This is a genomic window from Rahnella sp. P4_A8, assembly GCF_056402435.1.
The window spans coordinates 16,932-32,109 of record NZ_JBFUHK010000012.1 but is presented as its reverse complement, the minus strand read 5'-3'; the positions used below and the strand labels follow the sequence as shown (position 1 = coordinate 32,109).

The 15,178-nt window shown below is 53.6% G+C and carries 13 protein-coding genes; all 13 read left to right on the top strand.

What is annotated here, in order from left to right; all coding sequences use genetic code 11:
- Positions 1–34: 34 nt before the first annotated feature.
- The 13 genes from ilvI (at position 35) to murG (ending at position 15,130) form a co-directional block, all read left to right on the top strand.
- Positions 35–1,753: an acetolactate synthase 3 large subunit gene (gene ilvI / locus AC1DUO_RS09065; RefSeq protein ID WP_477987095.1), complete on the top strand. Its 1,719-nt coding sequence runs from the start codon at positions 35–37 to the stop codon at positions 1,751–1,753.
- 2 nt (positions 1,754–1,755) lie between these two features.
- A complete protein-coding gene (gene ilvN / locus AC1DUO_RS09060) occupies positions 1,756–2,247 on the top strand; it encodes an acetolactate synthase small subunit (protein ID WP_013577020.1) in 492 nt (163 codons plus the stop codon).
- A gap of 166 nt (positions 2,248–2,413) precedes the next feature.
- Positions 2,414–3,418, top strand: coding sequence for a catabolite repressor/activator (cra, locus tag AC1DUO_RS09055; protein WP_119262109.1), 1,005 nt, complete (start codon positions 2,414–2,416; stop codon positions 3,416–3,418).
- Between the two features lie 708 nt (positions 3,419–4,126).
- The gene (gene mraZ, locus AC1DUO_RS09050; RefSeq protein WP_013577018.1) at positions 4,127–4,585 is read left to right on the top strand and encodes a division/cell wall cluster transcriptional repressor MraZ; all 459 of its coding nucleotides are present in this window, start codon (positions 4,127–4,129) and stop codon (positions 4,583–4,585) included.
- Positions 4,586–4,587: 2 nt separating this feature from the next.
- Positions 4,588–5,529 (top strand): 16S rRNA (cytosine(1402)-N(4))-methyltransferase RsmH, encoded by a 942-nt coding sequence (gene rsmH, locus AC1DUO_RS09045; protein ID WP_037033435.1) that lies wholly within the window; start codon positions 4,588–4,590, stop codon positions 5,527–5,529.
- Positions 5,526–5,846 carry a cell division protein FtsL gene (ftsL, locus tag AC1DUO_RS09040; RefSeq protein WP_013577016.1) on the top strand — a complete coding sequence of 107 codons (321 nt, stop codon included), beginning with the start codon at positions 5,526–5,528 and terminating at the stop codon, positions 5,844–5,846. The genes rsmH and ftsL overlap by 4 nt, the downstream gene beginning before the upstream one ends.
- A gap of 27 nt (positions 5,847–5,873) precedes the next feature.
- Positions 5,874–7,637: a peptidoglycan glycosyltransferase FtsI gene (locus AC1DUO_RS09035; RefSeq protein WP_119262108.1), complete on the top strand. Its 1,764-nt coding sequence runs from the start codon at positions 5,874–5,876 to the stop codon at positions 7,635–7,637.
- Positions 7,624–9,111, top strand: coding sequence for a UDP-N-acetylmuramoyl-L-alanyl-D-glutamate--2,6-diaminopimelate ligase (gene murE, locus AC1DUO_RS09030; protein WP_119262107.1), 1,488 nt, complete (start codon positions 7,624–7,626; stop codon positions 9,109–9,111). The genes AC1DUO_RS09035 and murE overlap by 14 nt, the downstream gene beginning before the upstream one ends.
- Positions 9,108–10,469: a UDP-N-acetylmuramoyl-tripeptide--D-alanyl-D-alanine ligase gene (murF, locus tag AC1DUO_RS09025; RefSeq protein ID WP_119262106.1), complete on the top strand. Its 1,362-nt coding sequence runs from the start codon at positions 9,108–9,110 to the stop codon at positions 10,467–10,469. Before murE ends, murF begins: the two co-directional genes overlap by 4 nt.
- Positions 10,463–11,545 carry a phospho-N-acetylmuramoyl-pentapeptide-transferase gene (gene mraY / locus AC1DUO_RS09020; RefSeq protein ID WP_013577012.1) on the top strand — a complete coding sequence of 361 codons (1,083 nt, stop codon included), beginning with the start codon at positions 10,463–10,465 and terminating at the stop codon, positions 11,543–11,545. The genes murF and mraY overlap by 7 nt, the downstream gene beginning before the upstream one ends.
- A gap of 2 nt (positions 11,546–11,547) precedes the next feature.
- Complete coding sequence (murD, locus tag AC1DUO_RS09015) at positions 11,548–12,864, top strand: UDP-N-acetylmuramoyl-L-alanine--D-glutamate ligase (protein WP_037033430.1); 1,317 nt, start codon at positions 11,548–11,550, stop codon at positions 12,862–12,864.
- Positions 12,864–14,066 carry a cell division protein FtsW gene (gene ftsW / locus AC1DUO_RS09010; RefSeq protein ID WP_013577010.1) on the top strand — a complete coding sequence of 401 codons (1,203 nt, stop codon included), beginning with the start codon at positions 12,864–12,866 and terminating at the stop codon, positions 14,064–14,066. Before murD ends, ftsW begins: the two co-directional genes overlap by 1 nt.
- Positions 14,063–15,130: an undecaprenyldiphospho-muramoylpentapeptide beta-N-acetylglucosaminyltransferase gene (gene murG, locus AC1DUO_RS09005; RefSeq protein ID WP_112150991.1), complete on the top strand. Its 1,068-nt coding sequence runs from the start codon at positions 14,063–14,065 to the stop codon at positions 15,128–15,130. Before ftsW ends, murG begins: the two co-directional genes overlap by 4 nt.
- Positions 15,131–15,178: the final 48 nt, after the last annotated feature.

Genomic DNA, 15,178 nt, shown 5'->3' with positions numbered 1-15,178 from the left:
CTATAAAAGAAGCAAAAAGCCTGGAGGCAAAACCATGGAGATGTTGTCAGGAGCCGAGATGGTCGTCCGGTCGTTAATCGACCAGGGCGTTAAGCACGTATTCGGTTATCCCGGCGGTGCGGTGTTGGATATCTATGATGCCCTGCATACGGTCGGTGGGATAGATCATGTGCTGGTGAGACATGAACAGGGTGCTGTTCATATGGCTGACGGTTATGCGCGTGCCACGGGTGACGTGGGCGTCGTGCTGGTGACTTCCGGTCCCGGCGCAACCAATGCGATCACCGGCATTGCCACGGCTTATATGGATTCCATTCCGCTAGTGGTGCTATCCGGCCAGGTACACAGTTCACTCATCGGTTATGACGCATTCCAGGAATGCGACATGGTGGGGATTTCCCGCCCGGTGGTGAAACACAGTTTTCTGGTAAAACGTGCGGAAGATATTCCGACTGTGCTGAAAAAAGCGTTTTATCTTGCCTCTACCGGCCGTCCTGGCCCGGTGGTTGTCGACCTGCCAAAAGATGTGGTGAACCCGCAGATTAAACTGCCTTACGCCTATCCTGATCAGGTTGCGATGCGCTCCTATAACCCGACGGTGCAAGGCCATCGCGGGCAAATCAAGCGCGCAGTCCAGACTTTACTGGCGGCGAAGAAACCGGTGTTGTACGTCGGCGGCGGTGCGATTAATTCTGAGTGTGATGCTGAACTGCTGCAACTGGCGGAGAAACTGAATCTGCCCGTCACCAGTTCCCTGATGGGGTTGGGCGCATTTCCCGGTACCCATCGCCAGAGCCTTGGTATGCTCGGCATGCACGGTACTTACGAAGCCAATATGGCGATGCACAACGCGGATTTAATCTTCGGTGTAGGTGTGCGTTTCGACGACCGTACCACCAATAATCTGGCGAAGTACTGCCCGAATGCGACGGTTATGCACATTGATATCGACCCGACGTCCATTTCCAAAACCGTGAATGCGGATATTCCGATTGTGGGTGATGCGAAGCAGACGCTGATTCAGATGCTGGAATTGCTGGCACAAAGCGACGAAAAGCAGGAATTCGATGCGCTGCGCGACTGGTGGCAAAATATTGAGAACTGGCGCGGGCGTGAGTGCCTGAGCTACGACAAAAATACCGGTACCATCAAGCCACAGGCGGTTATCGAAACGCTGCACCGTCTGACCAAAGGCGATGCCTATGTCACGTCGGACGTCGGGCAGCATCAGATGTTTGCCGCATTGTATTATAAGTTCGATAAACCGCGTCGCTGGATCAACTCCGGTGGCCTCGGCACGATGGGCTTTGGCCTGCCTGCTGCGCTGGGTGTGAAACTCGGCCTGYCGGATGAGACGGTAATTTGTGTGACCGGTGACGGCAGTATCCAGATGAACATTCAGGAGCTGTCGACCGCGCTGCAATACGATTTGCCAGTGATCGTCGTGAACCTGAACAATGGCTATCTGGGCATGGTGAAGCAGTGGCAGGACATGATTTACTCCGGCCGTCATTCTCAGTCTTACATGCAATCGCTGCCTGATTTCGTGAAACTGGCGGAAGCTTACGGGCATGTGGGTATTGCTATCCGCACGCCGGATGAGCTGGAAAGCAAGCTGGCGCTGGCGCTGGAACAGAAAAATCGTCTGGTATTTGTTGATATCAGCGTGGATGAAACAGAACACGTTTACCCTATGCACATCCGTGGCGGTGCGATGGACGAAATGTGGTTAAGCAAAACGGAGAGGACCTGATCATGCGCCGGATTTTATCAGTATTACTGGAAAACGAATCGGGCGCGTTGTCCCGCGTGGTTGGCCTGTTCTCTCAGCGTGGCTATAACATTGAAAGCCTGACCGTTGCACCGACGGATGATCCTACCTTGTCGCGCATGACGATTCAGACCGTGGGTGATGCCAAGGTGCTCGAGCAAATCGAAAAACAGCTGCATAAGCTGGTAGACGTATTACGAGTCACTGAGCTGGTGCAGGGTGCTCACGTTGAGCGTGAAATCATGCTGGTGAAGGTGCAGGCTTCCGGTTATGGCCGGGAAGAAGTTAAACGCTCTACCGAGATTTTCCGCGGTCAGATTGTGGATGTCACAGCAACGCTTTACACCGTTCAGCTGGCGGGTACCAGTGACAAACTGGACGCGTTTTTAGCCAGTATCCGTGATGTGGCTGAAATCGTCGAAGTTGCGCGCTCCGGCGTAGTGGGTGTCTCCCGTGGCGACAAAATCATGCGCTAAAGCGTAAATAATCAGCAAGATGTGAAACTTATCTGATATTTAAAAGCCCGGCTCTTGAGTTGGGCTTTATTTTTTGCGAGACAGGTGAAGCGATTCGGTAAAACACCTTGCCCGCCGGAGGCTTCTGCGGTTAGATAAAGCATTATCTTTATTAAGGGGTTTCTCAGTGAAGCTGGATGAGATCGCGAGGTTAGCGGGCGTTTCGCGTACAACGGCCAGTTATGTGATTAATGGCAAAGCGAAACAGTATCGTGTCAGCGATAAGACAGTCGAAAAAGTTATGGCTGTCGTGAAGGAACATAACTATCACCCGAATGCGGTGGCAGCGGGTTTACGCGCCGGTCGCACCCGTTCTATTGGCCTGGTGATCCCCGATCTGGAAAATACCAGTTACACCAAAATCGCCAACTTCCTCGAGCGTCAGGCCCGTCAGCGGGGTTATCAACTGCTAATCGCCTGTTCAGAAGATCAGCCTGACAACGAAATGCGCTGCATCGAACATCTGCTGCAACGTCAGGTAGATGCGATCATTATCTCCACGTCATTGCCGCCGGAACATCCTTTCTATCAGCGCTGGGCCAACGATGATTTCCCGATCATTGCGCTTGATCGCGCTCTGGATCCCGAACACTTCATCAGTGTTGTGGGTGCCGATCAGGATGACGCACTGATGCTGGCGCAGGAGTTGCGCACCTTTCCTGCTGAATCGGTATTGTATCTCGGCGCGCTGCCTGAGCTTTCCGTGAGTTTTCTGCGCGAGCAGGGATTCCGCCAGGCATGGGCTGAAGATCCACGCCAGCCGGAATACCTTTATGCCAATGCTTATGATCGTGAATCAGCGGCCATAGTGTTTGCCGAATGGCTAAAAACGCACCCGATGCCGCAGGCGTTATTTACGACGTCATTCCAGCTGTTACAGGGTGTGATGGACGTTACGCTGAAAATGGAAGGGCGTTTACCGGCCAATCTCGCTATTGCCACATTCGGCGATAACGAGCTGCTCGATTTCCTCGAATGCCCGGTTCTGGCCGTGGCGCAGCGTCACCGCGATGTGGCTGAACGTGTACTGGAGCTGGTTCTGGCCTGCCTGGATGAGCCGAAGAAGCCGAAAGCAGGGCTGACCCGTATCCGCCGTAATTTGTTCCGCCGTGGTCGCCTGAGCCGCAAATAAACCCCGGACGGGTATTCACCTGACTGCCCGTCTTTTTCACCGTTGCTGAATCGCGTTAAAACATTCCGGTAATTTGCGTTGCCGTTTCTGATAATCAAAATACGAGAATTCCCATATGACTTTAATGGGCAATTTAGGAGCATTCCCAGACTGCTGAATTATTAACAAATGTTTTTGCTTTCCTTCCGCTGATATAAACCTTCCAATCAATTTCTAAAATACGTTAATGCTCGCCGCAAAAGTGCTGTAGAATTCCCCGCTTAAATTCCAGCGGTGTGAGTTTGCTGCGGTACTGATGGCTTTTAAATCTGCCCGAAGGCTTATGCCATGCGGGTTGGCATGTAAAATGATGTTGATTTAGACGTGACAGCCAGAAAAAAATTGAAAATGATTTTTGTTAAGGCAAAACGGTCAGGAAATGAGAGTTGGATAGCAGAAGAATATAAATAGTTAAATAATGTTCAGTTTGGCTTTTTTTTAAACGAAATTATTAACCCTCCGAAATTTCTTCAACTAATCATGACGTTATTTTCTATACCCCCTCTAAAAAACCTCATCACATTGCGCTAAGCATTTGTGTGGCTGCGTAAATATTGCCAAACCGTCTCCGCTCTGGCTTGACAAGGTTTTAAAACCATCCGTAAACTCTTTTCTGTGGGAATTTGTGGGGGAAAGTGGTGAAAAGGGTCACAGAGGGGTAGAGCGGTCATGTTTCGTGGCGCGACGATGGTTAACCTCGACAGTAAAGGGCGACTTGCCGTACCCACCCGTTATCGGGATTTACTGAGCGAAGAATCGCAAGGTCAAATGGTGTGCACCATAGACCTCCATCACCCATGTCTCCTCCTTTACCCCCTCCCTGAGTGGGAAGTTATCGAACAAAAATTGTCCCGTCTGTCGAGTATGAACCCCATTGAGCGCCGTATTCAGCGCCTTTTACTGGGGCATGCCAGTGAATGTCAGATGGATAACGCCGGGCGTCTGCTGATTGCAACAACATTGCGTCAGCATGCCGGGCTCGCAAAAGAAGTGATGCTGGTTGGGCAGTTCAATAAGTTTGAATTGTGGGATGAACAGACCTGGTATCAACAAGTTAAGGAAGACATCGACGCTGAACAATCGTCTCAGGAGCCACTTTCTGACCGATTACAGGACTTGTCATTATAAGCATGGTTGAAAACTACAAACACACTTCCGTTTTGCTGGATGAAGCCGTTAACGGCCTCAACATTCGACAGGACGGCATTTACATAGACGGAACTTTTGGCCGTGGTGGCCATTCACGTCTGATTCTGTCCCAGCTTGGGCCGGACGGACGCTTGCTGGCGATTGACCGTGATCCACAGGCGATCAAAGCCGCAGAATCTATTGATGATCCGCGTTTCTCTATCGTTCACGGACCTTTTTCTGATCTGGCCGACTATGTGCGGGATCGGGGTCTCGAAGGCAAGATCGACGGCGTACTGCTGGATTTAGGCGTTTCTTCTCCTCAGCTTGATGATCCTGAACGTGGATTCTCATTTATGCGTGACGGGCCTCTGGATATGCGTATGGATCCTACCCGTGGTTATTCAGCAGCTGAATGGCTGATGAAAGCCGAAGCCGAAGATATTGCCTGGGTGTTGAAAACTTTTGGTGAAGAGCGTTTTGCCAAACGCATTGCACGCGCGATCGTTGAGCGTAACCGCGAATTGCCGATGACCCGGACTAAAGAGCTGGCGGATCTGATCGCTAATGCCTCGCCAGTTCGTGAGAAGCACAAGCATCCGGCCACGCGCAGCTTCCAGGCGATCCGTATCTACATCAACAGTGAGCTGGAAGAGATTGAACGTGCGCTGGATGGCGCACTGGAAATTTTGGCACCTGAAGGACGTTTATCCGTGATCAGCTTCCACTCTCTGGAAGACCGGATTGTGAAACGCTTCATCCGTCAGCATAGCCGTGGCGCGCAGGTGCCAGCCGGTATCCCGATGACGGAAGCGCAAATCGCGGAACTTGGTGGACGTTCTCTGAAATCAGTCGGGAAAATGATGCCCTCTGAAGCCGAAGTGGCAGAAAACCCGCGGGCACGCAGTTCTGTTCTGCGTTTTGCTGAGAGAACAACCGCGTGATAGGCAACGAACGCCACGGATTAGTAGGAGTGATCGCCAGCGATATCCTTCGCAACGGCAAGATCCCGTTAATTCTGATGATCGCCGTTTTGGTCAGCGCAATTTTAGTGGTCACTACCGCTCACCGTACGCGTTTGCTGACGGCTCAGCGCGAACAATTAGTCCTGGAAAGGGATGCGCTGGACATTGAATGGCGCAACCTGATCCTTGAAGAGAACGCCCTCGGTGATCACAGCCGGGTAGAACGCATCGCAACGGAGAAATTGCAAATGCAACACGTTGATCCATCTCAAGAAATTATTGTGGTTCAGCCTTAAAATGCGCACGGAGAATACAGGCAGCGAATGAAAGCAACACGCACTGCGAAGTTAAAGCGTCCCGAAAATCAAGCCAGCTTTATCAGCTGGCGTTTTGCGTTGTTGTGCGCTTGTATCCTGCTGGCATTGGTTGGCCTGATGTTGCGTGTGGCGTATCTGCAGGTGATTAATCCGGATAAGCTGGTGAAGGAAGGTGACCTGCGTTCCCTTCGCGTACAAACCATTCCAACCTCCCGTGGCATGATTACCGATCGCTCTGGTCGCCCGCTGGCGGTCAGTGTACCGGTTAATGCCATCTGGGCTGACCCAAAAGAAATTAGCGATCGCGGCGGTATCACCTCCGATACCAAATGGAAAGCGCTGGCCGATGCACTGAATATGCCTCTTACCCAACTTTCTTCCCGCATTACTGCCAATCCAAATGGGCGCTTCGTGTATCTGGCGCGTCAGGTCAATCCTGCGGTCGGGGAATATATCCGTAAACTCAAACTGCCGGGGATTTCCCTGCGTCAGGAATCCCGCCGCTATTACCCGGCCGGGCAGGTGACGTCGCATGTTATTGGCGTCACCAATATCGACGGCGAAGGTATTGAAGGCGTCGAGAAGAGTTTTGACCGCTGGCTGACCGGTAAACCGGGTGAACGTACCATTCGTAAAGACCGCTTCGGGCGCGTCATCGAGGATATTTCTACTGTAGACAGCCAGGCAGCACACAATCTGGCGCTCAGCATCGATGAGCGTTTGCAGGCGCTGGTTTACCGCGAGCTTAACAACGCCGTGGCATTCAACAAAGCCGAGTCGGGCACTGCGGTGCTGGTTGACGTGCAAACCGGTGAAGTGCTGGCGATGGCTAACAGCCCGTCCTACAACCCGAATAACATGCCGGATACGCCAAAAGACGTGATGCGTAACCGTGCCATCACCGACATCTTCGAACCGGGTTCCACAGTGAAACCGATGGTGGTGATGACGGCATTGAAAAACGGTGTGGTGCGCGAGAACAGCGTACTGAATACTTTGCCGTACCGGATTAACGGTCATGAGATTAAAGATGTGGCCCGTTACGCGGAGCTTTCCGTTACGGGTATCTTGCAGAAGTCGAGTAACGTCGGTGTTTCACGACTGGCGTTATCGATGCCATCCGCTGAGCTGGTAGATACTTACTCGCGATTCGGATTGGGAAAACCGACCAATTTGGGGCTGGTCGGAGAAAGCAGTGGCTTATACCCTAAAAAACAACGGTGGTCTGACATAGAGAGGGCCACCTTCTCTTTCGGCTACGGGCTAATGGTGACACCTCTCCAGCTAGCGCGAGTCTACGCAACAATCGGCAGCATGGGCGTTTATCGCCCATTGTCGATCACACGAGTTGATCCGCCGGTGTCCGGCGAGCGCGTCTTCCCTGAACCGCTGGTACGTACCGTTGTGCATATGATGGAAAGCGTGGCACTGCCTGGCGGCGGTGGCGTGAAAGCGGCAATCAAGGGCTATCGCATTGCGATTAAAACCGGTACCGCAAAAAAAGTCGGCCCGGATGGGAAGTACGTTAACAAATACATTGCCTATACCGCCGGCGTTGCGCCAGCAAGCAATCCAAGATTTGCCCTTGTGGTGGTTATCAACGATCCACAGGCAGGGAAATATTACGGTGGGGCCGTTTCCGCACCGGTGTTTGGCGCCATCATGGGCGGCGTATTGCGCACCATGAACGTTGAACCGGATGCGCTGACTGCCGATGAAAACGCAGACATAGTGAATAATCAAAAAGAGGCTTCAGGTGGCAGATCGTAATTTGCGCGACATCTTAGCGCCCTGGGTGAGTGATGCCCCGGCGGTAGCGCTAAAAGACATGATTCTGGACAGCCGCGTTGCGGCTGCCGGCGATCTGTTTGTCGCGGTTTCAGGCCATACCAGTGACGGGCGTCGTTTTATTCCCCAGGCAATTGCCCAGGGCGTCGCCGCCGTTGTGGCCGAGGCAAAGGGTGAGCAACAGCACGGAACGGTCTGCCAGATGCATGGCGTACCGGTGGTTTATCTTGAGGATCTCAATATTCTGCTGTCAGAGCTGGCGGGACGTTTTTACCAGCAACCGGGCAAAGAATTACGTCTGGTTGGCGTAACTGGCACCAACGGCAAAACCACGACCACGCAACTGCTGGCGCAATGGAGCCAGTTGCTGGGCGAAACCAGTGCCGTGATGGGCACTGTGGGCAATGGCCTGCTGGATAACGTGATACCAGCGGAAAACACCACCGGTTCTGCCGTACAGGTTCAGCACATTCTGGCTGACCTGGTGAAACTGGGTGCAACCTTTGCCGCAATGGAAGTTTCTTCACACGGGCTGGTTCAGCACCGTGTTGCCGCACTGCCGTTTGCCGCTGCCGCATTTACCAACCTGAGCCGTGATCACCTTGATTACCACGGTGATATGCAAAGCTATGAAGATGCCAAATGGCAGCTTTTCGCCTCACATCAGGTCGGTCAAAAAATTATCAATGCTGACGATGAAGTCGGTGCACGCTGGCTGGCGAAAACGCCAAATGCGATTGCGGTCAGCATGGAAGACAAAATTCCGGCAGGCTGGAGTGGCCGCTGGCTGGTGGCACGTAGCGTGAATTATCACGATAACGGTGCCACCGTAAACATCGATTCAAGCTGGGGTGAAGGCAAGCTGGAGAGCCGCCTGATGGGGGCCTTCAACGTCAGCAATCTGCTGGTTGCGCTGGCCACGCTGCTTTCTCTGGATTATCCGCTGGCGCAATTACTGGTGACCGCCTCTCAGCTGCAACCGGTTTGTGGCCGTATGGAAGTTTTCAATGCGCCGGGTAAACCTACGGCGGTGGTTGATTATGCGCACACTCCTGACGCACTGGAAAAAGCGCTGGCGGCAGCGCGGCTACATTGTCGTGGCACGTTGTGGTGCGTTTTTGGTTGCGGTGGAGATCGCGATAAAGGCAAGCGTCCGCTGATGGGCGCTATTGCTGAGCAATACGCTGACCGCGTGATTGTTACCGATGATAATCCTCGCAGCGAAGAGCCTCGCGCTATCGTTGCAGATATCCTTGCCGGTCTGCTTGATGCAGGACGTGTGCAGGAAATCCATGGCCGCGCAGAAGCAGTCACCAGCGCGATCATGCAGGCGAAAGAAGACGACGTTGTGTTGATTGCCGGTAAAGGGCATGAGGATTACCAGCTCGTCGGAAACCAGCGTCTCGACTATTCCGACCGTGTGACGGTTGCACGTTTGCTGGGGGTGATCGCATGATCCGTGTTTCCCTGCAAACGCTGGCTGATGCGCTCAACGCTGAGCTCATCGGCACTGATACTCAAATTGACAGCGTGACGACGGACACCCGTCAGATCACTGAAGGCTGTTTGTTTGTCGCCCTGAAAGGCGAAAAATTCGATGCCCACGACTTTGCCGCTGATGCCGTAAAAGCCGGTTCAGGGGCTTTACTGGTAAGTAAGCGCTTACCGGTAGATGTTCCTCAGTTAGTGGTTGCTGACACCCGTATTGCGCTCGGGCAACTGGGCGGCTGGGTGCGTCAGCAGGTTCCGGCGCGTGTCGTCGGCCTGACCGGTTCTTCCGGCAAGACGTCTGTGAAAGAGATGACCGCGGCGATTTTGCGCGAGTGCGGCAATGTGCTCTATACCGCAGGCAACTTCAATAACGACATTGGCGTTCCTCTGACGTTGCTGCGCTTAACGGCAGAACATGATTTTGCTGTCATCGAAATGGGTGCGAATCATGCGGGTGAAATCGCCTACACCACTGCCCTGGCACGACCTGAAACGGCGCTGGTGAATAACTTGTCCGCCGCACATCTGGAGGGTTTCGGTTCCCTCGCAGGCGTGGCTCGTGCGAAAGGCGAGATTTTCGATGGGCTGCCGGAAAACGGCATTGCCGTGATCAATGCGGATAACAACGATTGGGCGAACTGGCAGCATAAGCTGAACGGTAAAACCGTCTGGCGTTTCTCTCCCACTTTCGGTGAAGGCATCGATTTCAGTGCCACTGATGTCAACATCAGCCCGCTGAATACCACGTTCACTCTGCATTCTCCTCAGGGCAGCATTGATGTCTCGCTGCCGGTTCCGGGTCGTCACAATATCGCTAACGCACTCGCTGCGGCTGCGCTGGCAATGTCTGTCGGTGCATCGCCGGAGAACGTGCGCGCCGGGCTGGCGACGCTGCAATCCGTGAAAGGGCGCTTATTCCCGATCGTTATCAGCGAGGGCAAAACCTTGCTTGATGACAGCTACAACGCGAATGTGGGTTCAATGACCGCTGCCGCACAGGTGCTGGCGGAAATGCCGGGCTACCGCGTGATGGCAGTGGGCGATATGGCTGAACTGGGCGCTGAAAGCGAACATTGCCATCGTCAGGTCGGTGAAGCTATCCGCGACGCCGGTATCGACAAAGTATTCAGCATTGGTCATGACAGCCGCATCATCAGTGATGTCAGCGGGTGTGGTGAACATCTGGAAGATAAGGCAGCCCTGACGGCCCGTTTAACGAGCTTACTGTCTGAACATGCGGTAATTACCGTTTTGATTAAAGGTTCACGTAGTGCCGCAATGGAGCAGGTAGTACGCGCGTTACAGGAGAATGCAACATGTTAGTTTGGCTGGCCGAACATTTGGTCAAATATTATTCCGGCTTCAACGTCTTTTCTTATCTGACGTTTCGCGCCATTGTCAGCCTGCTGACCGCTTTGTTCCTGTCGCTGTGGATTGGGCCTCGCATGATTGCCCGTCTGCAGAAAATGTCTTTCGGCCAGATTGTCCGTAACGACGGCCCGGAATCACATTTCAGTAAACGTGGTACACCAACGATGGGCGGCCTGATGATTCTGGCGTCTATCACGATTTCCGTATTGATGTGGGCCTATCCGTCCAATCCGTACGTGTGGTGTGTGCTGTTCGTATTGCTGGGTTACGGTGTGGTGGGCTTTATCGATGACTATCGCAAAGTCGTGCGTAAAGACACCAAGGGGCTGATCGCCCGCTGGAAATACTTCTGGCAGTCAGTCATTGCGCTGGCCGCCGCTTTCACGATGTATGCCATTGGTAAAGACACGCCAGCGACCGAGCTGGTGGTGCCGTTCTTTAAAGACATCATGCCGCAGCTGGGTTTGATGTACATCCTGCTGAGCTACTTTGTGATTGTCGGTACCAGTAACGCCGTCAATCTGACGGATGGTCTGGACGGGCTGGCGATTATGCCAACGGTTTTCGTCGCGGCGGGCTTTGCGCTGGTGGCATGGGCGACCGGTAACATGAATTTTGCCAGCTACCTGCACATCCCTTATCTGCGTCACGCGGGTGAACTGGTGATCGTGTGTACCGCAATTGTCGGTGCCGGGCTCGGGTTCCTGTGGTTCAACACCTATCCGGCACAAGTTTTCATGGGCGATGTCGGTTCTCTGGCGCTGGGTGGCGCGCTGGGCACTATCGCTGTGCTGCTGCGTCAGGAGTTTTTGCTGGTGATTATGGGCGGTGTGTTTGTTGTCGAAACCCTGTCGGTAATCTTACAAGTTGGGTCCTTTAAGTTACGTGGGCAGCGCATTTTCCGTATGGCGCCTATCCATCATCACTACGAACTTAAAGGCTGGCCGGAACCGCGCGTTATTGTGCGCTTCTGGATTATTTCGCTGATGCTGGTGCTGATTGGCCTGGCGACGCTGAAGGTACGGTAATTATGGCTGACTATCAGGGTAAAAAAGTGGTCATCATCGGGCTGGGTCTTACCGGCCTGTCTTGTGTTGATTTCTTTGTTGCACGTGGCGTCACGCCGCGTGTCATTGATACCCGCGTCAGCCCGCCAGGACTCGATAAACTGGCGGATAACATTGAGTGTCATCTCGGTTCACTCAATGAAGACTGGCTGCTGGACGCTGATTTGATCATTTCAAGTCCGGGTGTTGCGCTGGCAACGCCAGCACTGAGTGCAGCTGCAGAGGCTGGCGTGGAAATCATTGGCGATATCGAATTGTTCTGCCGCGAAACGCAAACCCCAATTGTGGCTATCACCGGTTCGAACGGTAAAAGCACCGTCACCACGCTGGTCGGCGAGATGGCGAAAGCGGCCGGATGGCGCGTGGGCGTGGGCGGCAATATCGGTTTGCCTGTGCTGACCATGCTGGATCACGAATACGATCTGTTTGTGCTTGAGCTTTCCAGCTTCCAGCTTGAAACCACACACAGTCTTCATGCGGCGGCGGCGACTATTCTCAACGTAACTGAAGACCACATGGACCGCTATCCGTTTGGTTTGCAGCAATACCGTGCAGCCAAACTGAAAGTTTATGAGAACGCAGCATTATGCGTCGTCAATGCCGACGATGCGCTGACCATGCCGGTACGTGGCGCGGATAAACGCTGCGTGAGTTTTGGTGTTGATGTGGGTGATTACCATCTGACCCGTCAGCAGGATGATATCTGGTTACGTGTGCGTGGCGAGAAAGTCCTGAATACCCGTGAGATGCCACTGACAGGACGCCATAACTACACCAATGCCCTGGCGGCGCTGGCGCTGGCGGATGCAGTCGGTATTCCTCATGCGTCCAGCCTGAAAGCCCTGACGACCTTTACCGGTCTGGCTCATCGTTTTCAGGTGGCATGGCAACATAACGGCGTTCGCTGGATTAACGACTCTAAAGCGACCAATGTCGGCAGTACCGAAGCCGCATTGAACGGTCTGCACGTCGAAGGCACGCTGCATCTGTTATTAGGCGGGGACGGTAAATCTGCTGATTTCTCGCCACTGACGCGTTATTTGCAGGGCGACAATCTGCGTATTTACTGCTTTGGCCGTGATGGCGCAGAGCTGGCGGATTTGCGCCCTGACGTTTCTTCCTTGTTTGAAACGATGGAACAGGCGATGCGTGATATCAGCACGCGTGTGGTTTCCGGCGATATGGTTTTACTGTCGCCAGCCTGCGCCAGCCTGGATCAGTTCCGCAGTTTTGAACAACGCGGCGATATCTTTACCGCGCTGGCGAAGGAGTTGGGTTGATGCGGATACCCGGGCTGAGCCTCGTCGGCAAATTTAATGATTGGGTGATGGGCGCCAAAGAAAGCGAGTCCGTCACACTGGTGTTGTATGACCGGACTTTGCTGTGGCTGACCTTCGGGCTGGCTATCGTCGGCTTCGTGATGGTGACATCAGCGTCGATGCCGATTGGTCAGCGTCTGGCAGACGATCCGTTTTTGTTTGCTAAACGTGATGCTATTTATCTCGGTCTGGCCTTTGGTTTATCACTGGTGACATTGCGTGTGCCGATGGCGGTCTGGCAGAAGTACAGCAATGTCCTGCTGCTGCTGTCGGTCATCATGTTGCTGGTGGTGCTGGTGGTGGGCAGCTCGGTTAACGGGGCATCTCGCTGGATTTCTCTCGGGCCGCTGCGTATTCAGCCGGCAGAGTTCTCCAAGTTGTCACTGTTCTGCTACCTCGCCAGCTATCTGGTGCGAAAAGTGGATGAAGTGCGCAGTAACTTTTGGGGCTTCTGCAAACCGATGGGTGTGATGGTCGTGCTGGCAGTATTGCTGTTGGCTCAGCCGGACCTTGGTACGGTGGTTGTACTGTTCATCACCACGCTGGCGATGTTATTCCTGGCAGGGGCAAAAATGTGGCAGTTCCTGGCCATTATCGGTTCGGGCGTATTCGCAGTGGTACTGCTGGTTCTTGCCGAGCCATACCGTATGCGCCGTGTGACATCGTTCTGGAATCCGTGGGCGGATCCGTTTGGTAGTGGCTACCAGTTAACTCAGTCACTGATGGCATTTGGTCGTGGCGAATTCTGGGGACAAGGTTTAGGTAATTCAGTCCAGAAACTGGAGTATTTACCTGAAGCACACACCGACTTTATCTTCTCCATTTTAGGCGAGGAATTGGGGTATTTCGGTGTGGTTCTCGCCCTGTTAATGGTATTCTTCGTCGCTTTTCGCGCCATGTCCATCGGGCGTCGCGCGTTAGAGACCGACCAGCGTTTTTCAGGGTTTTTAGCCTGTTCAATTGGCGTGTGGTTTAGCTTCCAGGCGTTGGTTAACGTCGGGGCTGCGGCGGGCATGTTGCCAACTAAAGGCCTGACATTGCCGCTCATCAGTTACGGTGGGTCGAGCCTGTTAATTATGTCGACGGCAATCGTGTTATTGCTGCGAGTGGATTTTGAAACGCGGCTGGCAAAAGCCCAGGCGTTTGTAAGGAGTGCCCGATGAGTGGCAATACCCGGCGTTTAATGGTGATGGCAGGTGGTACCGGGGGACATGTTTTCCCGGGACTGGCAGTAGCCCATCATCTTATCGCGCAAGGTTGGGAAGTTCGCTGGCTGGGTACAGCAGACCGAATGGAAGCGGATTTGGTTCCAAAACATGGTATCGAGATTGATTTCATTAAAATTGCCGGATTGCGTGGGAAAGGTCTTAAAGCGCAACTAACGGCACCGGTTCGCATATATCATGCGTGGCGTCAGGCGAAGGCCATCATGAAGCGCTTCCAGCCTGATGTGGTATTGGGCATGGGCGGATATGTGTCCGGTCCCGGAGGCCTGGCTGCCTGGTCACTGGGTATTCCGGTGGTGTTACACGAACAAAATGGCATTGCCGGCATGACCAATAAAGGGTTGTCGCACATTGCCAAAAAAGTATTGCAGGCGTTTCCGGGGGCATTTCCAAATGCTGACGTTGTTGGCAATCCGGTGCGTACTGACGTGCTGGCGCTGGAATTACCGGCAACCCGACTGGCCGGCCGCGAAGGTCCAATCCGCGTATTAGTGATTGGTGGCAGTCAGGGCGCGCGAGTCCTTAATCAGAGCATGCCGGAAGTGGCAGCGCTGATGGGCGATAAGATTACGTTGTGGCACCAGGTCGGTAAAGGTGCTCTGGCGTCAGTGAATCAGGCTTATGAAAAAGCCGGTCAGACGCAGCATAAAGTGACCGAATTCATTGATGACATGGCAGAGGCTTATGCCTGGGCCGATGTGGTGGTTTGCCGCTCCGGTGCGTTAACGGTCAGTGAAATTGCCGCCGCAGGTTTACCCGCGATTTTTGTGCCTTTCCAGCATAAAGACCGTCAACAGTACTGGAATGCGCTGCCGCTGGAAAAAGCCGGTGCCGCGAAGATTATCGAACAGAAAGATTTTAGTGCCGCCGCCGTCGCTGATCTGATGGCCGGATGGGACAGAACCCATCTGATGGAAATGGCGATGGCAGCACGTGCCGCCGCCATCCCCGATGCGACAGCGCGTGTAGCCGCTGAAGTGGTTGCCGCAAGCAAAAAATGAAAATGAACGGGCCACGCAGTGTGGGGTCCCAGCCGTAAGAAACGGATT